Origin of the sequence: Pseudomonas sp. dw_612, assembly GCF_018449725.1 — a bacterium.
Taxonomy (GTDB): Bacteria; Pseudomonadota; Gammaproteobacteria; order Pseudomonadales; family Pseudomonadaceae; genus Aquipseudomonas.
Genome location: NZ_JAAVVC010000005.1, coordinates 1 through 22239 on the forward strand (window position 1 = coordinate 1; position 22239 = coordinate 22239).

18 protein-coding genes are annotated in these 22239 nt (G+C 59.7%); 11 read left to right on the forward strand and 7 right to left on the reverse strand.

Translation table 11 applies throughout. The features are described from left to right. Positions 1-405 precede the first annotated feature (405 nt). The 7 genes from HB680_RS09505 to HB680_RS09535 all read left to right on the forward strand — a co-directional run bounded on the left by HB680_RS09505 (position 406) and on the right by HB680_RS09535 (position 9609). A complete protein-coding gene (locus HB680_RS09505) occupies positions 406-1914 on the forward strand; it encodes a sigma-54-dependent transcriptional regulator (RefSeq protein ID WP_213938249.1) in 1509 nt (502 codons plus the stop codon). Between the two features lie 523 nt (positions 1915-2437). Next, entirely contained in the window at positions 2438-2821 is a 384-nt protein-coding gene (gcvH, locus tag HB680_RS09510) for a glycine cleavage system protein GcvH (RefSeq protein WP_213938250.1), read from the forward strand. Between the two features lie 11 nt (positions 2822-2832). Continuing rightward, positions 2833-5685 carry an aminomethyl-transferring glycine dehydrogenase gene (gene gcvP, locus HB680_RS09515; protein ID WP_213938251.1) on the forward strand — a complete coding sequence of 951 codons (2853 nt, stop codon included), beginning with the start codon at positions 2833-2835 and terminating at the stop codon, positions 5683-5685. A gap of 192 nt (positions 5686-5877) precedes the next feature. Next, the gene (locus HB680_RS09520; protein ID WP_213938252.1) at positions 5878-7254 is read left to right on the forward strand and encodes an L-serine ammonia-lyase; all 1377 of its coding nucleotides are present in this window, start codon (positions 5878-5880) and stop codon (positions 7252-7254) included. 42 nt (positions 7255-7296) lie between these two features. Then, complete coding sequence (gene gcvT / locus HB680_RS09525; RefSeq protein ID WP_213938253.1) at positions 7297-8421, forward strand: glycine cleavage system aminomethyltransferase GcvT; 1125 nt, start codon at positions 7297-7299, stop codon at positions 8419-8421. A gap of 392 nt (positions 8422-8813) precedes the next feature. Further along, on the forward strand, positions 8814-9026 hold the full coding sequence (locus tag HB680_RS09530) for a cold-shock protein (protein WP_003227496.1): 213 nt from the start codon (positions 8814-8816) through the stop codon (positions 9024-9026). A gap of 94 nt (positions 9027-9120) precedes the next feature. Then, positions 9121-9609 (forward strand): RDD family protein, encoded by a 489-nt coding sequence (locus HB680_RS09535; RefSeq protein ID WP_213938254.1) that lies wholly within the window; start codon positions 9121-9123, stop codon positions 9607-9609. Positions 9610-9730: 121 nt separating this feature from the next. On the opposite strand, the gene nadA is transcribed toward HB680_RS09535, so the two are convergent. The 7 genes from nadA to HB680_RS09570 all read right to left on the reverse strand — a co-directional run bounded on the left by nadA (position 9731) and on the right by HB680_RS09570 (position 18743). Beyond that, the gene (gene nadA, locus HB680_RS09540; protein ID WP_008080237.1) at positions 9731-10789 is read right to left on the reverse strand and encodes a quinolinate synthase NadA; all 1059 of its coding nucleotides are present in this window, start codon (positions 10787-10789) and stop codon (positions 9731-9733) included. A 163-nt stretch (positions 10790-10952) separates the two neighbouring features. Then, on the reverse strand, positions 10953-12443 hold the full coding sequence (locus HB680_RS09545) for an aromatic amino acid lyase (RefSeq protein ID WP_213938255.1): 1491 nt from the start codon (positions 12441-12443) through the stop codon (positions 10953-10955). Further along, positions 12440-13444, reverse strand: coding sequence for an ornithine cyclodeaminase family protein (locus HB680_RS09550; RefSeq protein ID WP_213938256.1), 1005 nt, complete (start codon positions 13442-13444; stop codon positions 12440-12442). The genes HB680_RS09545 and HB680_RS09550 overlap by 4 nt, the downstream gene beginning before the upstream one ends. Positions 13445-13448: 4 nt before the next feature. Next, positions 13449-14378 carry an aliphatic sulfonate ABC transporter substrate-binding protein gene (locus HB680_RS09555; protein WP_213938257.1) on the reverse strand — a complete coding sequence of 310 codons (930 nt, stop codon included), beginning with the start codon at positions 14376-14378 and terminating at the stop codon, positions 13449-13451. A gap of 106 nt (positions 14379-14484) precedes the next feature. After that, positions 14485-17148 carry a TonB-dependent receptor gene (locus HB680_RS09560; RefSeq protein ID WP_213938596.1) on the reverse strand — a complete coding sequence of 888 codons (2664 nt, stop codon included), beginning with the start codon at positions 17146-17148 and terminating at the stop codon, positions 14485-14487. 124 nt (positions 17149-17272) lie between these two features. Further along, positions 17273-18232, reverse strand: coding sequence for a FecR domain-containing protein (locus HB680_RS09565; RefSeq protein ID WP_213938258.1), 960 nt, complete (start codon positions 18230-18232; stop codon positions 17273-17275). A 1-nt stretch (position 18233) separates the two neighbouring features. Then, positions 18234-18743: a sigma-70 family RNA polymerase sigma factor gene (locus HB680_RS09570; RefSeq protein ID WP_213938259.1), complete on the reverse strand. Its 510-nt coding sequence runs from the start codon at positions 18741-18743 to the stop codon at positions 18234-18236. 393 nt (positions 18744-19136) lie between these two features. Here HB680_RS09570 and HB680_RS09575 point away from each other — a divergent pair, with 393 nt between their 5' ends. The 4 genes from HB680_RS09575 to HB680_RS09590 all read left to right on the forward strand — a co-directional run bounded on the left by HB680_RS09575 (position 19137) and on the right by HB680_RS09590 (position 22236). After that, the gene (locus HB680_RS09575) at positions 19137-19901 is read left to right on the forward strand and encodes a glucose 1-dehydrogenase (RefSeq protein WP_213938260.1); all 765 of its coding nucleotides are present in this window, start codon (positions 19137-19139) and stop codon (positions 19899-19901) included. A gap of 39 nt (positions 19902-19940) precedes the next feature. Beyond that, positions 19941-21179, forward strand: a complete 1239-nt coding sequence (locus tag HB680_RS09580; RefSeq protein WP_213938261.1) for a cytochrome P450 — start codon at positions 19941-19943, stop codon at positions 21177-21179. A 61-nt stretch (positions 21180-21240) separates the two neighbouring features. After that, positions 21241-21678 (forward strand): lipocalin-like domain-containing protein, encoded by a 438-nt coding sequence (locus HB680_RS09585; RefSeq protein WP_213938262.1) that lies wholly within the window; start codon positions 21241-21243, stop codon positions 21676-21678. Positions 21679-21759: 81 nt separating this feature from the next. After that, on the forward strand, positions 21760-22236 hold the full coding sequence (locus HB680_RS09590) for an FcoT family thioesterase (protein WP_213938263.1): 477 nt from the start codon (positions 21760-21762) through the stop codon (positions 22234-22236). The last annotated feature ends 3 nt before the right edge of the window (positions 22237-22239 follow it).

Sequence of the window (22239 nt, forward strand, 5' to 3'; positions counted from 1 at the left end):
CTGAGATATCAAGTCGAACTCAGGACTTGAAAGCAACAGAGATCGGCTCCCTTTCCCCCTCTCCCCAGAGGGGAGAAGGAACTGACCGAGTTGCATGTTCGAGCTACATCGACCTGAAATATCAAGTCGAACTCAGGACTTGAAAGCAACAGAGATCGGCTCCCTCTCCCCAGAGGGGAGAAGGAACTGACCGAGTTGCATGTTCGAGCTACATCGACCTGAAATATCAAGTCGAACTCAGGACTTGAAAGCAACAGAGATCGGCTCCCTTTCCCCTCTCCCCTTTGGGGAGAGGGCTGGGGTGAGGGGTGGCTTTCAACCCCAACCTGAATCTCAAGATTTCACCCCAGCCCTCCACCAAGGCATACTTGCCACCCTCCGCACGCCAGAACCAAAAACCGCCCCATGCGTATCCACGTCAGCTTCATCGACCGCGTCGGCATTACCCAGGAAGTCCTGGCCCTGCTCGGTGGGCGCAATCTCAATCTGGATGCGGTGGAAATGGTTCCGCCGAACGTCTACATCGACGCCCCGACCCTGAGCCCGGAAGTCCTCGAAGAGCTGCGCGATGCCTTGCTCAGCGTGCGCGGCGTGCAGGCGATGACGGTGGTCGACATCCTGCCCGGCCAGCGCCGGCACTTGCAGCTCGATGCGTTGCTCGCGGCCATGACCGACCCGGTGCTGGCCCTCGACAGTGCCGGCAAAGTGCTGCTGGCCAACCCGGCGCTGATTGCCCTGTACGGGCGCGAACCGGCCGGTGAAAGCATCGCCGACCTGTTTGCCGACCCGGCGCTGCTCGATGCCTTGCTGGAAAACGGCTTTCGCCTGCCGCTGCGTGAAATCACCGTCAACGGCCAGACCTTGTTGCTGGACGCCACGCCGATCACCGATGCCGGCGCCCTGCTGACGCTGTATCAGCCGAACCGGATCGGCGAACGTCTGTCGGCGCTGCACCACGATCATGCGGAAGGTTTCGATGCGCTGCTCGGCGAGTCCCCGGCGATTCGTACGTTGAAGGCCCGTGCCCAACGTGTGGCCGCCCTCGATGCACCGTTGTTGATCCAGGGCGAAACCGGCACCGGCAAAGAACTGGTGGCCCGTGCCTGCCACGCCATCAGCGCGCGGCACAGTGCGCCGTTTCTTGCACTGAACTGCGCGGCTTTGCCGGAGAACCTCGCCGAAAGCGAACTGTTCGGCTACGCCCCCGGCGCCTTCACTGGCGCGCAACGGGGCGGCAAACCGGGGCTGATGGAACTGGCCAACCAGGGCACGGTGTTTCTCGATGAAATCGGCGAGATGTCGCCGTATTTGCAGGCCAAGTTGCTGCGTTTTTTGAATGACGGCAGTTTCCGGCGGGTGGGCGGTGATCGTGAAGTGAAGGTCAACGTGCGGATCCTCAGCGCGACCCACCGCGACCTGGAAAAAATGGTCAGCGAAGGCACTTTCCGCGAAGACCTGTTCTATCGCCTCAATGTGCTCAACGTCGAAGTCCCGCCGCTGCGCGAGCGCGGCCAGGACATTTTGCTGCTCGCCCGCTACTTCATGCAGCAGGCTTGCGCGCAGATCCAGCGCCCGGTCTGTCGCCTGGCGCCCGGCACTTACCCGGCACTGCTGGGCAACCGCTGGCCGGGCAATGTGCGGCAATTGCAAAACGTGATCTTCCGCGCTGCGGCGATTTGCGAAAGCAGTTTGGTGGATATTGGGGATCTCGACATCGCCGGCACGTCGGTGGCGCGCCAGAGTGACAGCGAAGTGGATAGCCTTGAGCAGGCCATGGAAGAGTTCGAAAAGACCCTGCTGGAAAAGCTTTACGTCAGCTATCCCTCGACCCGGCAATTGGCGAATCGGCTACAAACCTCCCACACCGCGATTGCCCATCGGTTGCGCAAGTACGGGATTCCCAATAAGCCCTGAGCGTTACTCGGTCGACCTGTAGGAGCTGCCGAAGGCTGCGATCTTTTGACTTTAGCCTTGTAGCGTCTGGGACAAGATCGCAGCCTTCGGCATGCGTACGCCCACCCCTGTAGGAGCTGCCGTAGGCTGCGATCTTTTGACTTTAGCCTTGCAGCGTCTGGGACAAGATCGCAGCCTTCGGCAGCTCCTACGGGGCGAATTTCAATTCAAAGGTTTCTAACCTGTTTAAAAGCGACCTCCATCTGTACTGAAAGCGCTACAGTGGAACGATATCGATACAACCTCTTCTGATCGCCGCTGTGCAAGGCTTTGATCCCATTACGCTTTTTTCTTCGCTTCAGACTGTAGCGATTTCGCTACAGCCGCTTCAATCCAGCGATCTTCGGAAACACACAAAGCATTGATTTATAAGGGTTTAACAACCTTGGCCGCGATCTTGCTTAGTAACCCCCTATAAAGAAGGGCTTTAGCCCAAGCATTCAATCGCGTCCACCAGACGAGTCTGGCCCCCTTAGGAGTTTCCATGAGCGAGTTGCGTTTTACTGAAGATCACGAATGGCTGCGCACTGAAGCTGACGGCAGCGTTACAGTCGGCATCACCGCTTTCGCGCAGAACGCCTTGGGCGACGTGGTTTTCGTACAACTGCCTGAGCTGCAGTCCTACGACAAAGGCGCCGAAGCCGCCACCGTGGAATCGGTCAAAGCCGCCAGCGGCGTGTACATGCCCCTCGACGGTGAAGTGCTGGAAGTCAACCCGGCACTCGACAGCAGCCCTGAGCTGGTCAACGAAGACCCGCTGGGCGAAGGCTGGTTCTTCCGCTTCCAGCCTGCCGACGCCTCGGCTGTCGCCAAACTGCTGGATCAGGACGCTTACGACCGTTTGATCAAAGCCAACGCCGAAGCCTGAGGAGCGCTGACATGACTCAAGTAAACCTGACCACCGCCAACGAATTCATCGCCCGCCACATCGGCCCGCGTTCCGGCGACGAACAAGCGATGCTCAACAGCCTCGGTTTCGACTCCCTGGAAGCTCTGAGCGCCAGCGTCATTCCGGAAAGCATCAAGGGCACCAGCGTGCTCGGTATGGACGATGGCTTGAGCGAAGCCGACGCCCTGGCGCTGATCAAAGGCATCGCCGCCAAGAACCAACTGTTCAAGACCTACATCGGCCAGGGTTACTACGGCACGCACACGCCGTCGCCGATCCTGCGCAACCTGCTGGAAAACCCGGCCTGGTACACCGCGTACACCCCGTATCAACCGGAGATTTCCCAGGGCCGTCTCGAAGCGCTGTTGAACTTCCAGACCCTGATCAGCGACCTGACCGGCCTGCCGATCGCCAACGCCTCGCTGCTCGACGAAGCCACCGCCGCCGCCGAAGCCATGACCTTCTGCAAACGCCTGAGCAAGAACAAGGGCAGCCACGCCTTCTTCGCCTCCGTGCATTGCCACCCGCAAACCCTCGACGTGCTGCGCACCCGTGCCGAGCCGTTGGGCATCGACGTGGTGGTCGGCGACGAGCACACACTGACCGACGTGACGCCATTCTTCGGCGCGCTGCTGCAATACCCGGCCAGCAACGGTGACGTGTTCGATTACCGCGAACTGACCGAACGCTTCCATGCCGCCAACGCTTTGGTAGCCGTCGCCGCTGACCTGCTGGCCCTGACCGTGCTCACGCCACCGGGCGAGTTCGGCGCCGACGTGGCCATCGGCAGTGCGCAACGCTTCGGCGTGCCGCTGGGCTTCGGCGGTCCGCACGCCGCTTATTTCTCGACGAAAGATGCGTTCAAGCGCGACATGCCGGGCCGTCTGGTCGGTGTCTCCGTGGACCGTTTCGGCAAGCCGGCCCTGCGCCTGGCGATGCAGACCCGCGAGCAACATATCCGCCGCGAGAAAGCCACGTCGAACATCTGCACCGCTCAGGTGCTGTTGGCCAACATCGCCAGCATGTACGCCGTGTACCACGGTCCGAAAGGCCTGACGCAGATCGCCAACCGCGTGCATCACCTGACCGCGATTCTGGCCCAGGGCCTGAAAGCCATCGGTCTGAACGTCGAGCAGGAAAACTTCTTCGATACGCTAACAATCAAGACCGGCGCTAACACTGCCGCATTGCACGACAATGCTCGCGCCCAGCAGATCAACCTGCGCGTCGTCGATGCCGAACGTCTGGGCCTGTCCCTCGACGAAACCACCTCGCAAGCTGACGTGGAAACCCTGTGGGCCCTGCTGGCTGACGGCAAAGCGCTGCCAGACTTCGCCGCCCTCGCCGCTTCGGTTCAAGCGACCATCCCAGCCGCCCTGGTGCGCCAATCGCCGATCCTCAGCCACCCGGTGTTCAACCGTTACCACTCGGAAACCGAGCTGATGCGCTACCTGCGCAAGCTCGCCGACAAGGACCTGGCGCTGGATCGCACCATGATCCCGCTGGGTTCGTGCACCATGAAACTCAACGCCGCCAGCGAAATGATCCCGGTGACCTGGGCTGAATTCGGTGCCCTGCACCCGTTCGCCCCGGCCGCACAAAGCGCCGGTTACCAGCAATTGACCGACGAATTGGAAGCGATGCTCTGCGCCGCTACCGGTTACGATTCGATCTCGCTGCAACCGAACGCCGGTTCCCAGGGTGAATACGCTGGCCTGCTGGCAATCCGCGCTTACCACCAGAGCCGTGGCGAAGACCGTCGCGACATCTGCCTGATCCCGTCTTCCGCCCACGGCACCAACCCGGCCACCGCCAACATGGCCGGCATGCGCGTGGTTGTGACCGCGTGCGATGCCCGTGGCAACGTCGACATCGAAGACCTGCGCGCCAAGGCCATCGAGCACCGCGAACACCTCGCGGCCTTGATGATCACCTACCCGTCGACCCACGGCGTGTTCGAAGAAGGCATCCGCGAAATCTGCGGCATCATTCATGACCACGGCGGCCAGGTGTACATCGACGGCGCCAACATGAACGCGATGGTCGGCCTCTGCGCGCCGGGCAAGTTCGGCGGCGACGTGAGCCACCTGAACCTGCACAAAACCTTCTGCATTCCACACGGCGGTGGCGGCCCGGGCGTCGGCCCGATTGGTGTGAAATCGCACCTGACCCCGTTCCTGCCAGGTCACGGCACCATGCAACGCAAGGAAGGCGCGGTGTGCGCGGCACCGTTCGGCAGCGCGAGCATTTTGCCGATCACCTGGATGTACATTCGCATGATGGGCGGCGCCGGTCTGAAACGCGCTTCGCAACTGGCGATCCTGAATGCCAACTACATTTCCCGTCGCCTCGAAGAGCATTACCCAGTGCTCTACACCGGCAGCAACGGTCTGGTGGCACACGAATGCATCCTCGACCTGCGCCCGCTGAAAGACAGCAGCGGCATCAGCGTCGATGACGTGGCCAAGCGCCTGATCGACTTCGGCTTCCACGCCCCGACCATGTCGTTCCCGGTCGCCGGCACGTTGATGATCGAGCCGACCGAAAGCGAATCCAAGGAAGAACTGGACCGCTTCTGCGACGCCATGATCCGCATCCGCGAAGAAATCCGCGCAGTGGAAAACGGCACCCTGGACAAGGACGACAACCCGCTGAAAAACGCCCCGCACACCGCGGCGGAAATCGTCGGCGAGTGGACGCATCCGTATAGCCGTGAACAAGCGGTTTACCCGGTTGCTTCGCTGATCGAAGGCAAATACTGGCCGCCGGTCGGTCGCGTCGACAACGTGTTTGGCGATCGCAACCTGGTCTGCGCTTGCCCGTCGATCGAAAGCTACGCTTAAACCTGTGTGGGGCGGTTAATCCGCCCCACCGCATTTCCCCTTGTGGGAGCGGGCTTGCTCGCGAATGCGGTGGATCAGTCACCCTCAATGTTGCCTGACCCACCGCATTCGCGAGCAAGCCCGCTCCCAAAAGGATTTGTGCAAAACCTCAGATTCCGCGAATTCCTATAACAAGAAACCGGAGAACAACTCATGTCGTTAAGCGTGTTCGACCTGTTCAAGATTGGCATCGGCCCCTCCAGCTCCCACACCGTCGGCCCGATGCGTGCCGCTGCGCGTTTCGCCGAAGGTTTGCGCCGTGAAGGGCTGCTGACCGCCACCACCTGCGTCAAAGTCGAGCTCTACGGCTCGCTCGGCGCCACCGGCAAGGGCCACGGCAGCGACAAGGCTGTGTTGCTCGGCCTGGAAGGCGAACACCCGGACACCGTGAACACCGAAACCGTCGCCGCCCGTCTGCAAGAAATTCGCGGTAACGGTCGCTTGAACCTGCTCGGCGAACACAGCATTGCGTTCAACGAGAAAGAACACCTGGCGATGATCCGCAAACCGTTGGCCTATCACCCCAACGGCATGATCTTTCGCGCCTTCGATGCGGCGGGCATACAGATCCGCAGCCGTGAGTACTACTCGGTCGGCGGTGGATTCGTGGTCGATGAAGATGCGGCCGGCGCCGACCGCATCGTCGAAGACGCCACGCCGCTGACGTTCCCGTTCAAAAGCGCCAAGGACCTGCTCACTCATTGCACCACCTACGGTTTGTCGATCAGCCAGGTGATGCTGACCAACGAAAGCGCCTGGCGCCCGGAAGCGGAAACCCGCGCCGGTTTGCTGAACATCTGGCAAGTGATGCAGGACTGCGTCGCCGCCGGTTGCCGTAACGAAGGCATCCTGCCCGGTGGCTTGAAGGTCAAGCGCCGTGCTGCCGCGTTGCATCGGCAATTGTGCAAGAACCCGGAATCGGCCCTGCGCGATCCGCTGTCAGTGCTGGACTGGGTCAACCTCTACGCATTGGCGGTCAACGAAGAAAACGCCAATGGCGGGCGCGTGGTGACTGCGCCCACTAACGGTGCGGCGGGGATCGTCCCGGCGGTGTTGCATTACTACATGCGCTTCATCCCCGGCGCCAACGAAGACGGCGTCGTGCGTTTTCTGCTGACCGCAGCGGCAATCGGCATTCTCTATAAAGAAAACGCCTCGATCTCCGGCGCAGAAGTCGGCTGTCAGGGTGAAGTCGGCGTCGCCTGTTCGATGGCGGCCGGCGCCTTGTGCGAAGTCCTCGGCGGCACGGTGCAGCAAGTGGAAAACGCTGCCGAAATCGGCATGGAACATAACCTCGGCCTGACCTGCGACCCGATTGGCGGCCTCGTTCAAGTGCCGTGCATCGAGCGCAACGCCATGGGTTCGGTGAAAGCCATCAACGCGGTGCGCATGGCCCTGCGCGGCGACGGTCAACACTTCGTCTCGCTGGATAAGGTCATCCGCACCATGCGCCAGACCGGCGCCGACATGAAAAGCAAATACAAGGAAACCGCCCGTGGCGGTTTGGCGGTCAACATTATCGAGTGCTGATGCGCGCGCATTGGCATCTGCACACTTTTTCAGGAGCTGAATATGTCCACCGAACAATTGCTGAAAACTCCGCTGCACGCACTGCACATCGAACTCGGCGCGCGCATGGTGCCGTTCGCCGGCTACGACATGCCAGTGCAATACCCGCTGGGCGTGATGAAAGAACACCAACACACCCGTGAGCTGGCCGGGCTGTTCGATGTCTCGCACATGGGCCAGATCCGCCTGACCGGCGCGAATGCCGCCAAGGCCCTGGAAACCCTGGTGCCGGTGGACATCATCGACTTGCCGGTGGGCATGCAGCGTTACGCGATGTTCACCAACGACACCGGCGGCATCCTCGACGACCTGATGGTCGCCAACCTCGGTAACGACGAGCTGTTCCTGGTGGTCAACGCCGCTTGCAAGGATCAGGATTTGGCGCACTTGCGCCAGCACATCGGCGATCAATGCACGATCGAGCCGCTGTTCGAAGAACGCGCGTTGCTGGCGTTGCAAGGCCCGGCGGCCGTGACCGTGCTCGCACGCCTGGCGCCGGAAGTGTCGAAGATGACCTTCATGCAATTCGCCCGCGTGAAGCTGTTGGGCGTGGAGTGCTTTGTCAGCCGTTCGGGCTACACCGGCGAAGACGGTTTCGAAATCTCCGTCCCGGCCGCCAACGCCGAAGCCCTGGCTCGCGCCCTGCTGGCGGAACCGGAAGTGGCCGCCATCGGCCTCGGCGCCCGTGACTCCCTGCGCCTGGAAGCCGGTCTGTGCCTCTATGGCCACGACATGAACACCGAGACCACCCCGATCGAAGCCAGCCTGCTGTGGGCCATGTCCAAGCCCCGTCGTGCCGATGGCGCGCGGGCCGGCGGCTTCCCGGGCGCGGAAACCGTGTTTGCGCAACAACAAGGCGGGGTCAGCCGCAAACGCGTTGGCCTGTTGCCGCAAGAACGCACACCGGTGCGTGAAGGCGCAGAGATCGTCAACGAAGCCGGCGAGATCATCGGCAGCGTGTGCAGCGGCGGCTTCGGGCCGACCCTCGGTGCTCCTCTGGCCATGGGTTACGTCGACAGTGCCTATATCGCACTCGACACGCCGGTGTGGGCGATTGTTCGTGGGAAAAAGGTGCCTTTGCTTGTAAGCAAAATGCCATTTGTTCCGCAACGCTACTTCCGTGGTTGATTGACTGTTTCTATAAGTAACGCGGTTGCGCTAACAGTGCACTAATCTGTAACGCAACCGCCATAAAACAGTGCAACCGTTCGATAATGAACTTGGCTTATAACGATCGAAAACAATTGAACACCTCTATCGAATAAGCCCGCACTAGTGGACCGACTAACAGTCACCAACCTGAGCAAAACCGGGCCCCTCGCAGGGGCTTGTTTTTTATTGGCTAGTTGGCGTAGAGTTTGTTCACTGTGTTTGCATGGGTCGCTTGGAATCGTGACCTGGGCAGTAGCCTACAAGTTAGCTACATCCCGTTCGACGTCTTCTTACTCTCCTGCAACCAGCCCCAGTACTCTTTCATGAGAAAGAGACTGTCATTAATTTTTGCGTCAAAGGAATAAGAAATGTCCACACGTCAGAGCGGTACCGTCAAGTGGTTTAACGACGAGAAAGGTTTTGGTTTTATCACTCCTGAAAGCGGTCCGGATCTGTTCGTGCATTTCCGCGCCATCCAGGGCAACGGCTTCAAGAGCCTGAAAGAAGGCCAGAAAGTGACTTTCGTCGCTGTGCAAGGCCAGAAAGGCATGCAGGCTGACGAAGTACAAGCAGAAGCCTAACCTTCTGTAACGAAAAAGCCCCTGATGCTGACATCAGGGGCTTTTTTGTGCGCGTAAATCCGTAAAATGGCTTCTTTTTCCGCCAGAGGCTGCCATGTCGAAACACCTGCTCAAACCCCAGGGCGAGTTCCCCGCCGCCACCCTGGGTCGTCGCCTGGCAGCGATGTTCTATGACTTCCTGTTGTGCACCGCCCTGCTGATCGTCACCAGCGGCATTTACAAGATGATCCAGATGGCGATCATCGGCGAAGACAAGATGCGCACCCTGACCGAAGCCGGCGCCCTGGACGGTGATCCGTTGCTGTCGACGGTGCTGTTTTTTGTGTTGTTCGGATTCTTCGCCAAGTTCTGGACCTGGTCTGGCCAGACGTTGGGCATGCAGGTGTGGGGGATCCGCGTGCAAAACGCCGACGGGTCGTCCATCAGCCTGTGGCAGGCGTTGCTGCGCTTTGTGGTGTCGATCGGGTCTTGGTTGTGCGTGGGCCTGGGGTTTCTCTGGCCGCTGTTTGATAAGCAGAAACGCAGCTGGCATGACATGTATTCAAATACGCAGTTGGTGCGTATCCCGAAGAAGACCAAGTAATCCAGCAGAACACAAAACACTGTGGGAGCGGGCTTGCTCGCGAAGGCGGCGTGTCAGTCACCATCAATGTCGACTGATACACCGCCTTCGCGAGCAAGCCCGCTCCCACATATTTTACGACTCAGGCGTTACCGGCCAACTTCATCCGCGCCGCCTGGGTGAAGTCCAGCATCCGCTTCAACGGTCGGATCGCCTGGGGAATCAATGCCGGATCGACAAAGATCTCGTTCGTCCCTTCCTTCAAGCTCTTCAGCGTGCGCTCAAGGGTATTCATCGCCATCCATGGGCAATGCGCGCAACTGCGGCACGCGGCACCGTTACCGGCCGTTGGCGCCTCGATGAAGACTTTGTCCGGACACAGCTGCTGCATCTTGTAGAAGATGCCGCGGTCGGTGGCGACGATCAGGGTCTTGTTCGGCAGGCTTTGCGCCGCAGCGATCAACTGACTGGTAGAACCGACGGCATCCGCCAATTCGATCACCGAGGTCGGCGACTCCGGGTGCACCAGAATGGCCGCGTCCGGGTACAGCGCCTTCATGTCTTCAAGCTGCTTGGACTTGAACTCTTCGTGAACGATGCAGGCACCGTCCCACAGCAACATGTCCGCGCCGGTCTTGCGCTGGATGTAAGTGCCCAGGTGTTTGTCCGGGCCCCAGATGATCGTTTCGCCGTTATCCATCAGGCTTTCGACGATCTCCAGCGCGCAGCTTGAAGTCACCACCCAGTCGGCCCGGGCTTTCACCGCTGCCGAGGTGTTGGCATACACCACCACCGTGCGTTCCGGGTGCTGATCGCAGAACGCCGAGAACTCGTCCACCGGGCAACCCAGGTCCAGCGAGCAGGTCGCTTCCAGGGTCGGCATCAGCACGCGTTTTTCGGGGTTGAGGATCTTCGCGGTCTCGCCCATGAACTTCACTCCGGCGACCACTACGGTCTTGGCCGGGTGGGCATTGCCGAAGCGGGCCATTTCCAGGGAGTCGGAGACGCAACCACCGGTTTCTTCGGCCAGGGCCTGAATCACCGGATCGCAATAGAAGTGGGCCACCAGCACCGCGTCCTGAGCCTTGAGCTCGGCGGCAATGGCAGCGCGGTAATAAGCCTCTTCCTCGGCGGTCAGCGGCTTGGGCTGCTTGGCGTCGAGGTGAGCTTGAACCAGTAGGCGTTCAGAAATTTGCGTCATGATCGCAAGACCTGCGGGCGCTTTCGCGCGAAAGTCGAGTATACACCCGGCTCCGGACCGCTTGAGGGTACCGCCGGGAGAGTGAGTATTCATCAGGCACAGCGTTGGAGCCGCGCAAGGCTACAGAATATCCCCCGGATGCAAAAGATGAATCTGACCTGCGTCACACGCTGACGCTACGTAACCCTCCCTGCTGGATAAACGCGGTCAGGGCCAGCACATCCACTGAGCCCGATCGATCCTCATGCAAAGGCGCCACTTGGCTACGCACCGCCCGATACAGCCGGCCACTGCCCTCCCCCAATTGCAGGGGGCCGCGCAGATCGATGGCCTGGGCCGCGACGATCAGTTCTATACTCGCCAGCCAGGCCAGGCGCTGGGTCAGTTGCCGGGTTTTCTCGATGACTGCCAGGGCTTGACCGGCGTAGTCCTCGACGCGATCCGCCACGGCAATGCTCACTGCCGGCAGCGGATTGGCCAAGTGACTGATGTCCGCCACCAATGCCGCCGCGCTACGGTGCAACGCCGCCATGCCGACGTGGCCGGGGCGCTCGATCAGAAACCGTGGCAAGTCACTGGAAGCGGTGGACAACAGCTTGGCAATCCGCTCGGCCGAACAGGCGGCCACTCGACTCAAGGCCAGCCCCAGTCCCTCACCGGCCAACGCCAGATGGGTGCTGTCGAAGTTGGCCGTGGCCAGCACTTGTTGCTGCTCGACGATCAGCGCCGGGTTGTCGGCACCACTGCCGAGTTCTACTTCAAGGTGCTCGCACAGTTGTTCCCAGGCATGCCGTGCCGCACCTTGCACCACGGTGGCACAGCGAAAACTCAACGGGTCTTGCAAACGTCGCGCGTGACCGGGCAAGGTCAGTTCACCGCCCTGCAACAGTTCCAACAACGCAGCCGATTGTCCCGCCTGCCCGGCTGCCGGACGCAACCGTGACGCCCAGGGCTGGAACGGCGAAAGGTTGGCCCGATAACCCTCGCAAGACAGGGCCAGCGCGGCCAGCACCGTATCGAGCGCACCCTCGGCTTCGTAAGCCAGCAGTGCGCCGAGACCGACACTCGCCGCATTCGCCGACACCAGGGCCAGGCCATCCTTCCCGATTAAGTTCGCGGGAGCGAGGCCGTTGTTGCGCAGCGCTTGCAAGGCCGGCAATCGTTCACCGCGACAGTGCACCCAGCCTTCACCGAGCAGCGCCAGACTCAGGTGCGCCAACGGCGCCAGATCACTCTCGCCCAGAGAACCAATCAGTGGCACTTCAGGCTCGATACCGGCGTTGAGTAATGCCAACAGACTGTCCGCGGCAGCCGGTGAAATCCCCGAGCGCCCCTGAGCCAGGCCGGCCAGACGCGCACCGATAATGGCGCGCAATTCCACGCCACTGGCCAGGCGCCCGACACCCACCGCACGCCCCAACGGAATGCGCCGTTGCAGATCGGCGTCATCCTCATTCGGGCGCACGTCCAGCGCCGCACCAAGACCGGTGGTGACGCCGTAGATCGGCTCCCCGGTGGCCATGCGTTCAAGCAGCAAGGCGTGACCCTCGGCGATCCGTTGCCGGACTTGTGCACTGAACGCCAGCGCCGAATCGTCATGGGCCAGACGCTGCAAATCCACCAGCGACAGGCCCTGGATATCGAGGTTGATCATGCGAAGCGCAACCGTTGGCCGATGCCCAGGCGCCGGGCCTTTTCCAGGAGTGCATGCCCCAAAGCGATGTCGCTCAGGCTCAAGCCACGATGCCAGAAGAGGATGGTTTCTTCGCGAGTCTGGCGACCGCTTTTCCGACCGGCGACGATTTGCCCGAGCTCGGCGTGCAAACTGGCTTCACTGAGTTTTCCGGCGTCGACGTGGGCCCGCAACGACCCGAACATCCCGCCCTTGCACTGCCCCCAGTCGTCCACCACGAGTTTGCTCATGATGTCCGTCAGGGATAATTCCACCGCACTCATGGTGCCGTAAGGCACGACGAAGGCGCCGGGTTTGATCCACTCCGTGCGCAGCAGTGGCTCGGGTTGATTCAGCCGCGAGGCTTCGACCACGATGTCTGCGCCACGCACTGCGCTTTCCCAATCGGACGTCACGGTCACCGGTTTGCCCAGGTCGCGACGCAGGCGTTCGGCGAACGCTTCACGGCTGTCTTCACGTCGGGAATGCACGCGAATTTCCTCGAAGTCGAACAGGTGATCCAGCAGCCGCACATTCCAGTACGCCGTGCCGCGTGCGCCGATATGCGCCAGCACCTTGCTGTCGGGCCGCGCCAGGTACTTGGCGCCGATGGCCGTGACCGCGCCGGTGCGCATGTCGGTGATCGCCGAGGCATCGAGGATCGCCCGTGGCACACCGGTGGCCGGGTCCAGCAGGTTGAGAATCGCCAGCTCCGAAGGCAGGCCCTTGCGGTAATTGTCGACAAAATCCCCCACCACCTTGACCCCGGCATAGCCGATGTCACCGCCCAACACACCGCGCAGCACATTGAAATGACCGTTGATTTCGCCACCGGGAATCAAATGCGTGCGCGGCTCGATCACCGCCTCGCCGCGCCCCTGAATGGCCAGGCTGGTTTCGATGGCGGTGAGGATTTCATCATTGCCCAGCGCCAGGGCCTGGATGTCCGGACCGTTAAGAAAATCGATATAGATTGGCTGCATGGGTTCACTCGCTCTTGAAGACGATCTGTTCGATGTGCACCGCTTTGGGGATCAGTCGATTGGCCAGGAACAAGTCAGCCGTGCGCTGCTGACTGGCAATGGTCCGCGCGTCGATGCCCTGGATCGGCGCTCGGGAGCGGTGATTGAAATAGCTCTCCACCACCGGACGTTGCAGCCCCAATGTCTGGGTCATGCTGTCGATACTCGCGTCGCGTTGCTCGAACGACAACTGCTGGGCAGCCCCGAAAGCCTTGAGGATCGGCCCGATGGCGTGGGGATGTTGGCGGGCGAACGCACCGCTGGCGATGTAGAAACTGCCACCGGAATCCAGCCCCTGGCCGTCGCTGAGCAAGCGCGCGCTGCCATCGATCAGAGCTGCCGAATAATAGGGATCCCAGATCACCCAGGCGTCCAGTTTGCCTTGCTCGAAAGCGGCCCGGGCATCGGCCGGTGACAGGTACACCAGGTTCACATCCTTCAACTGCAAACCGGCACGCACCAGGCTTTTAAGAAAAAAGTTGTGGGCGCTGGAGCCCTTGAGCAGCGCAACGCGCTTGCCCTTGAGGTCCGCCAGGCTTTGCACCTCGCTGGTTTTGGGCACCAGAATAGCTTCGGTCTTGCCGTCGCTGGGTTCGACGCCGATGTACTGCAGGTCAATGCCTGCGGCCTGAGCAAATATTGGTGGGATATCACCGATGTTGCCTATGTCCAGGCTGCCGCCGTTCAACGCCTCAATCAGTTGCGGGCCGCCGGGAAATTCGATCCATTGCACCTGAGTGCCCGGCAAGGCCTGTTCAAGCAACTGATGCTCGCGGGCGAGGACCATGTTCACCGAGCTTTTCTGATAGCCGATGCGCAACTGCGCAGGCTCGGCGGCCAGGGCCAGCGTGGTGCAAAGCGTGAGGAACAGAATGGCTGTAAAACGTTTAAACATCGGTATCTCCGGGGAACGGTTGGAACGCGATTGAAAGTGCGGTGGCCATCGGCGCCCTCACGCCGGCAAGCCGACGGCTGCAGCCGCCGATTGCCGACGCTTCAGATTAAAAGTCGTAACTGAGCCGGGTGTAGTAAAACGCCCCCTCCGGTGCCGACGGCGACAGGTAGCTGTACTGCTGCCCGGCGGTCTGCCGCAGCGCGGCGTTGTACTCGTCGGGTTTACTGTCGAACAGGTTGTTGGCGCCCACCGATAGCCGCAGTTGTTTGGTGAAGGCGTAGTTCACGTCCAGGTCCGTGTTCCACTGGGCGGAGAAGGTCTGGTCGTACTGAGCATTGGCGGCCGAGGCCGCATATTTACGGTACTCGCCATAACGGGTTTCGCTGAGAGCGATGGTCCAGGGGCCGTAGCGATGCGTGGCACCGAGCACCAATTTGTCTTCGGGGTAACCGTGTTCGAGAAAGCCTTGGGCCTCACGGGTCAGCACATCAAACCCGAAGGCGTTGGCATGGATTTTCTCGATGGTGGTGCGGGCCTTCGTGTAGCCGGCGGAAAGGCTCAATGCACCGTACTGCTGCAGGTCGAGGTTGTACTTGCCGACGATGTCGACACCGCGAGTGCGAGTGTCCGCAGCGTTAGTCATGAACTGCGCCCAGGTGTACTGGCCGAATCCGGCTTCAGCGAGAATACGTTCGGCCTCAGGTCCGGAAATGCCACCGCTGTACAGCAGTCGGTCACGAATCGAAATCTGGTACGCATCGATGGTCAGAGAAGCTTGCTCGATGGGGCGCAGCACCAGGCCCACCGAGTAGTTGGTGGATTTCTCCGGTTTCAGCGGTTGCGCGCCCAGGGCACGGGCCGCCGGGTTGTCCGCCGGCAGCATGCGCGTCAGCACCGGGTTGCCGTTGGCATCGACGTTAGTGGTGGTGGTCCACGACGTACCGATCTGCCCCAGGGTCGGCGCACGGTAGGCATTGTTGACGGTGGCCCGCAGCCCCACTTGCGGGGTGAAGTCGTAACGCGCCGAGAGCTTGCCGGTGGTGGCCGAGCCGAAGTCGGAATAGTGCTCGGTACGCCCGGCAAGGCCTAGCTGGAACTTATCGGTGAGCTGATTTTCGAGGCCGAAATACACACCGCCGACATGCCGTTTGTAAGTCCCGGCATCGTCCGGCGTCAGCCCGGAAGCCTGCACCGCGCCCACCTGCACGCCATCGATGCCGCCAAAGGAATAGGAGTCATAGTCGCCCGCCTCCAGCCGATACTGCTCATCGCGATACGCCACGCCCGCCGAAACGGTGAGCGGGTGCGTCGACCAGGCCACGTCCAGGTCCTTGGCGTAATCCAGGGCCAGGTTGGTTTGCTCGTTGATCAATGTCGCCACATCGAATTTGGTCGGGCTATTGGCGCCGTAGCTCGGGTTGACCGTGTTGAAAGCCAACTCGTCATGCTTGTCGCGCCCGTAGGTGGCACTGAGGTCGAAACGCCCGATGCGCTCGTCTTCGTAGCGACTGCCGACCGTCAGCGCACCGTCTTCATAGCGGTAGCGGTATTTGGGAATGGTGCCATTGGGATAGATCGCGGCCACGTTATTGGGATTGCTCGCGAGTAACGGTGGTGTGTTGTTGACGGACTTGTCCTGGCCAAACGTGGCAAAACTGTACAGCCGCCATTGATCGTTGAGACCGACCTCGGCGTTGGCCGCCAGGTTGTATTTGTCACGACTGGCGCCACCCCAGCGCGGGTCTTGCCATTGCCCGCCGGCCACGTACTGATCGCCGATATCCGTGGGTTTGTTGTTCAGGCCATTGAAACTCAGGGTGAGGAAACCATCCCCTGGCAAACCCAAGCCGTACCAGCCATCGGCGCTTTTGCTGAACCCGTCACCCTGGGCGTATTGGCCCAGTTGGGTGTTGATCTGGCCGCCGCTGTCGCGCTCCTTGAGCACGATATTCACCACCCCGGCCACCGCGTCGGAACCGTACTGCGCCGAAGCACCGTCGCGCAGCACTTCGACATGGTCGATGGCGCTGATCGGAATCATGTCCAAATCGACGGGTTGGGCACCGATGAAAGGCACGCCGCCGGAGATGTTGACCACCGCCGAAGCATGTCGGCGCTTGCCGTTAATCAGCACCAGGGTCTGATCCGGCGACAACCCCCGCAAGGATGCACCCTTGGGGTTCTGCCCACGTGTCGCACTCTGGTTCTGTGGAAAGTTGAACGACGGCAACAACTGGAACAGCGCTTGATTGAGACTGATGGCGCCGGTCTGCACCAGTTCCTCGCTGTTGATCACGTCCACCGGGGCGCTGCTGGTCAGGGCCGTGGCGTCATTGCGCCGAGTACCGATGGCCACCACCCGGTCGAGGGTCGTTGTCGTCGATTCGACCGTGCGCGGCTTGCCGCTGGTACTGATCGGGGCTGTCGACGCCGAGGTCGATGGGCCTTCCTTGATAATGAACGCGCCGTCCGGGCTGACCTGCAATTGCAGGCCGGTGCCACGCAAGGCCGCCGCCACGGCTTGCTCGGCAGACAAGGTCCCACCGACCGCGGCCGACGAGTAGTGACTCAGTTGCGGCGTAAAGGAAATCACCTGGCCACTTTGCCGGCTGATGCTCAGCAGCACCTCGTCCAGTGGGCCCGAGGCGATGTGGTAATCCTGCCGGGCGGCTTCGGCGCCGTAGGCACTGGTGAACAACAGACCGGCCAACGGGCCGATGGCAAAAGCGAGACGCGAACGACGCTGCAATGGTGTGAATGTACGCAAGATGACTCCCCCAAGGAATCCAACAGCGCTGCTCCCCGCAGCGCTTACGGCAGTGATGTGCAATGGCCGGGAGAAAACCTGCAAATCGTTTAGTTATGGTCTTAGAACCACTTGTAATGCGCAGCGGTCATGCGGCACTCAGGGTCACCCACAGATCGGTGCGGCGAGACACCCGGATCGGCAGCGTCCGGGCCAGGGTGTCGAGGATCTGCTCGGGGTTGTCCAGGCGAAACAGGCCACTGACCCGCAGCCCGGAGATGGCCGGATCGAGACGCAGCACACCGCGACGATAGGGTCGCAAGGCCTCGACCACTTCGGACAGCGGTGTGTCGCGCAGCTCCAGCAAACCATCGACCCACGCCGTGGTGCTGCCGCGACTCAGGCTCACCGGGCCGAAACCGAAGGCACCGAATGCCACCTCATGGCCTGCTTGCAGCAGCAGGTGCTCGCCATTCAAGCCATCAATCTCAAGGGTGCCGCTGAGGGCGGCCACATGACCCAGGCCTTCGCGCTCACGCACCAGCAAACGCTGGCCATAGGCGCGCACTCGGGCCTGGCGGGTATGGATAAAAAAAGGTCTGTCGCGATCACTGGCCAGGCTCAATAACACTTCACCTTCCAGCAGCCGCAAGGCTCGGCGTTGTTGATCGAAGTCGATATTCGCGGCGCTTTGCGCGTTCAGCCGCAGCTCACTGCCATCCGCCAGCATCAAGGTCTGGCGCTGACCGGTGCCGGTGCGCACATCCGCCGTCAGTTCGGCCAAGGGGCCGTCACGCTGACTGACCAAGGCCCCGCCCCCCAATATCACGCCAGCGCCAAGCAAGGCGCGTTGCAAGACCTTGCGCCGACTGCTGGGCGCACTCAGCGCACGTTGCAGCAGTTCGCCGCTGATGCCTTGGGCAATCGGAACCTGGAAAACGCCGAGACGGTTTTCCAGTTGGCTGCACAGCAGTTCATGCCGCGGGTCCTGACTGCGCCACTGCTGATAGGCGAGGCGATCAGCATCAGTGGCCTGCCCGGAGCGCAGCAACACCGCCCAGCGAGTGGCGTCGTCGATCAGGCGATCGTGGTTCGATTCACTGTTCATGTCATTCCAGCCGGGCGCGCAGGCAACGGTTAATGGCACGGGTCATGTAGTCACTGACCGAGCGCTGAGAAATGCCCAGCTCGATGGCGATTTGTGGGTAGGTCAAACCGTTGAGCTGAGACAGCAGGAAGGCTGCCTTGACCTTGGCCGGCAAACCGTCGAGCAGGCGATCAATGGCTTCCAGGGCTTCGAGCATCTGCGCCAGGTCCTCCGGGGACGGCGCTTCGGCATCGTCTTCATGCCGCAAGGCTTCCAGGTAGGCACGCTCCAGATCGCGACGGCGCCAGAGCTGGTACATCAACCGTTGGGAAATGGTGGTCAGCAGCGCGCGAGGCTGTCGAATCGACAGCGTATCCGGCGCAGTCAGCAGTTGGACAAAGGTGTCGGCGGCAATGTCTTCCGCGCTGGCGCTGGAATCCAGGTGGCGGCGCAAGCGGCTGCACAGCCAGCCGTAATGGCTGCGGAACAATCCGCCCACATAATCGCTGTGAGTTGTGTCGGCGCCGGACATAGTGGCTCCAATGAAAAGGGTTGCTCTATATGTCCGGTGTTCCGGTGAAGGGATCGTACAAGGAAGTCTTATTCCTTAAAAATACTCAAAATAGATATTTATAGACCTTTATGGAATTAACGAATAACGAATCATCGCTCGCACCACGGCGTCGCAATGATGCCTGCTGGCCATAGGTGACTGACGTTGAAAGTAATTTTATGAACTAAGCAATCCCCTACATAAATACCGGGGAATTCCTATTCATTTAGATTCACGGCTGCTGTAGAAACTGACCAACCAAGTATTTTGGATCCAAAACAGCAAAGCACCTACTGACTTACTCAGTGTTCCCGCCGGTCTTCTATCGGGAACCTGATTATCGTGGTTATTACCGAAAGGAACTTCGACGACATGACGGATAATCAATCTAAGTTTGCTGGAAAAATCGTCTTGGTCACCGGCGGAACCAGTGGTATTGGCAAAGCAGCCGTTATCGCCTTCGCCCAACAAGGGGCCACGGTGATCTTTATTGGTCGTCGAGAAGAGGAAGGGCAACGATTAATGGAGGCGATACAATCTCGTGCCGAGTCTGCCTGGTTCATCCCCGTTGATATCAGTTCCGAGACCGAAGCCGAAGCGCTGTTTAAACAGATAAAAGAAAAGTTCGGACGCCTCGACATTGCTTTTAATAACGCGGGCATTGAACTGGAACGTACTGTCACCGAAATAACCTACGCCGAGTATCGCAACCTGTTCGATATCAACGTATGGGGCATCATGGTTGCCATCAAGCATGAAATACAACTGATGCTGCAACACGGCGGCTCGATTGTGAACACCAGCAGTATCGCCGGGCACGTAGGTGTTCCGGGCTTCAGCGCATATAGCGCAACCAAACATGCCATTGAAGGCCTGGTAAAGACCACTTCACTCGAATACGCCCAACAAGGCATACGTATCAATTGCGTAGCACCGGCGTTCATAGACACGCCGATGGTGGAGCGTTACATCGGCAAACAACAAAGCGCTAAACAACATCTTGCGTCCCTGCACCCGATGGGTCGCTTGGGCGAGCCGAGCGATATCGTCGATGCGGTACTTTTCCTCAGTTCTTGTGATGCAGCTTTTATCACAGGCGAATCATTAAAAGTCGACGGTGGCTGGACAGCTCAATAAGACCACAACGGTGAATATACAAAGGGACGATATTGAACTATGGATAGCCTGTTAGCTTATAAAAACGCCTTACCTGATATTGATCTGTTTTGCCCAACGTTCCAGCAGGATCCGTACAGCCTGTATGCGCGCCTGAGGGAAGAACAGCCAGTCTACTGGAGCGAGCAGATTCAAGCGTGGATCGTGACTCGCCATGAAGATGTATTGGCGGCTTTGCATGATCAACGCATCAGCGCGAATCGGATCGTTCCGCGCATGCAGCAACTGTCGCCGGCGTTAAGAAAACGATTCCAGCCGCTGGAGAACATCTTATCGATGTGGCCATTGATGTTGGAACGACCGACACACACTCGGCTTCGTGCGCTGATCAATAAAGCCATGACCCCAACCATCGTCAAAAGCTTTCTGCCGGCCATTCAGCGGCAGGTGGATGTCCTGCTCGACGCGGCATTCGATCACGCGGGCGTGGATGCGATCACAGAACTGGCCCGCCCCTTTCCGCTCAATGTGGTTTGCGAAATTATCGGCGCGCCCCACGCGGGAAGAGATCTACTGAAACAATGTGCGGTCGATATCGTCAATTTTTTTGGCTGCCCGCCGCACTTGTATGTGGAACGCGCAGACGCCGCCATGCGGAGCGTCATTACAACCATGGAATTTTTGCGCGAAACCGTTCGCCAGCGCCGCCGTGCACCTGAAAACGATCTCATCACCGCACTGATCGAGGCCCAGGAGCGTAACGCCGTCATGAGCGAGGACGAGGTTCTCGCGACCTGCCTGATGATGGTTTTCGCAGGGTTCGAAACCACCACCAACCTGATCGGCAACGGCTTGCTGCTCCTGCTGCAATACCCGGAAGAACAGCAAAAACTACGTGAAAACCCTCTGCTGATGCGCAGTGCCATTAGCGAGATGCTGCGCTTCGAAAGCCCTGTACAACGGCTGTCGCGCATGGCGATTGAGGACTTCAAGTTCAAGGAGGCCAACATTCGACGTGGCGACTTGATCTTCTTGATGGTGGCATCGGCCAACAGGGATGAACGCGTTTTCGGCGCCGCGGACCGTTTTGACATCGCCAGGGACACCAAGGGTCATCTAGCTTTTGGTCACTCAATCCACCTGTGCCCCGGTAATACATTGGCGCAACTTGAGGCGAAAGTCTTCTTCACCGAATTAATTCGTCGAGCCCCCCGCATACACCTGAACACCGATATGCCTGAATGGCAAATCAACCTGTCTGTCCGCTCACTGGAACAACTGCCGATCTCGTTTTCTTAATTGAAATGCTAGAGCGACGCACAGAGGTAAACGTCATGTTATTGAACCGGATATTGAACACATGAATAGAAACCGTGATTACCTTAACTTATTCGGCGCCTGGCAATTGGTTGAATATAGCGTCAATGCTCCGGGTTCCACTCAGATCAAATTTCCTTTCGGGCACGATGCTCAAGGTCTTATCGTTTATAGCGACACTCACATGAGTGTGCAAATCATGCGACGAGATCATCAGCTGCAGGATAACGGCCCGTCGAAAGAAAACCTCGCCGCCCCCGCCTTGACAGGTTTTATGGCCTACGCGGGGGCTTATACACTCGACTTTTATAACTCCCTGGTCACCCACCATGTTGAACACAGTTCAAACCCTAACTGGATAGGCACATACCAATCCCGTCATGTCACCTTTAAAGGCAATCTGCTGACCTTACAAACTGCGGAACCCCTATTGATTGATGGAGAGTACGTTAACGCGGCCTTGACGTGGCGAAAGTTGTGAAACCTTTTACTGATGGAGCCCCGTATGAGCACAGCGAGTGAAACCAGAACGAGTGTAAGAACCCGGGTCTCGGAAAGTTCGATGCACCTGGCCTTGAACCCTTACACACCCGAATGCCGTTACCTCAAATCGGCACAAAAAGTCATTTCTTCCGAAGTCCCCGATATCGTACTCAACGCGGAGTTTTCAATACCCAGGTCGTTCTATATTGAATCGACAGGACACTTCAATGCCGTCGAGGCCAATATCTGCCTGAATCAAATGTCTTACTTACTATTTGCGGAGTTTGTCGCCCAGCGTTTTACCCATCCTTTTTGGGAAAAGCTCGGCACATTCGACCTCGAAGAGTTCAAGGAAAAACAACTGGCCAAGATGTTCATCATTTCCTTGTCTTCGCGCTTCCGTAAATCGCTGGATGCACGGGCCTTTCCGGGGCGTATTCGCTGGAAAGGCCTATCGATGAAGATGGGCCTGACGCTCTGCCAGGCCGATTTCGGTTTCGGACACGGTTACGACAGTGCCTACGGCGACGTGGTTTTCGCCATCCCCAGCCATTAATCA

What these genes read in the sequence shown, in the direction of transcription:
- HB680_RS09530 (WP_003227496.1), top strand. Translation starts at nt 8,814, where the DNA reads ATGTCCACACGTCAGAGCGGTACCGTCAAGTGGTTTAACGACGAGAAA.
- HB680_RS09545 (WP_213938255.1), bottom strand. Translation starts at nt 12,443, where the DNA reads ATGATCAACCTCGATATCCAGGGCCTGTCGCTGGTGGATTTGCAGCGT.
- HB680_RS09580 (WP_213938261.1), top strand. Translation starts at nt 19,941, where the DNA reads ATGGATAGCCTGTTAGCTTATAAAAACGCCTTACCTGATATTGATCTG.
- gcvH (WP_213938250.1), top strand. Translation starts at nt 2,438, where the DNA reads ATGAGCGAGTTGCGTTTTACTGAAGATCACGAATGGCTGCGCACTGAA.
- HB680_RS09520 (WP_213938252.1), top strand. Translation starts at nt 5,878, where the DNA reads ATGTCGTTAAGCGTGTTCGACCTGTTCAAGATTGGCATCGGCCCCTCC.
- nadA (WP_008080237.1), bottom strand. Translation starts at nt 10,789, where the DNA reads ATGACGCAAATTTCTGAACGCCTACTGGTTCAAGCTCACCTCGACGCC.
- gcvT (WP_213938253.1), top strand. Translation starts at nt 7,297, where the DNA reads ATGTCCACCGAACAATTGCTGAAAACTCCGCTGCACGCACTGCACATC.
- HB680_RS09535 (WP_213938254.1), top strand. Translation starts at nt 9,121, where the DNA reads ATGTCGAAACACCTGCTCAAACCCCAGGGCGAGTTCCCCGCCGCCACC.
- HB680_RS09575 (WP_213938260.1), top strand. Translation starts at nt 19,137, where the DNA reads ATGACGGATAATCAATCTAAGTTTGCTGGAAAAATCGTCTTGGTCACC.
- HB680_RS09550 (WP_213938256.1), bottom strand. Translation starts at nt 13,444, where the DNA reads ATGCAGCCAATCTATATCGATTTTCTTAACGGTCCGGACATCCAGGCC.
- HB680_RS09570 (WP_213938259.1), bottom strand. Translation starts at nt 18,743, where the DNA reads ATGTCCGGCGCCGACACAACTCACAGCGATTATGTGGGCGGATTGTTC.
- HB680_RS09555 (WP_213938257.1), bottom strand. Translation starts at nt 14,378, where the DNA reads ATGTTTAAACGTTTTACAGCCATTCTGTTCCTCACGCTTTGCACCACG.
- HB680_RS09585 (WP_213938262.1), top strand. Translation starts at nt 21,241, where the DNA reads ATGAATAGAAACCGTGATTACCTTAACTTATTCGGCGCCTGGCAATTG.
- HB680_RS09565 (WP_213938258.1), bottom strand. Translation starts at nt 18,232, where the DNA reads ATGAACAGTGAATCGAACCACGATCGCCTGATCGACGACGCCACTCGC.
- gcvP (WP_213938251.1), top strand. Translation starts at nt 2,833, where the DNA reads ATGACTCAAGTAAACCTGACCACCGCCAACGAATTCATCGCCCGCCAC.
- HB680_RS09505 (WP_213938249.1), top strand. Translation starts at nt 406, where the DNA reads ATGCGTATCCACGTCAGCTTCATCGACCGCGTCGGCATTACCCAGGAA.
- HB680_RS09590 (WP_213938263.1), top strand. Translation starts at nt 21,760, where the DNA reads ATGCACCTGGCCTTGAACCCTTACACACCCGAATGCCGTTACCTCAAA.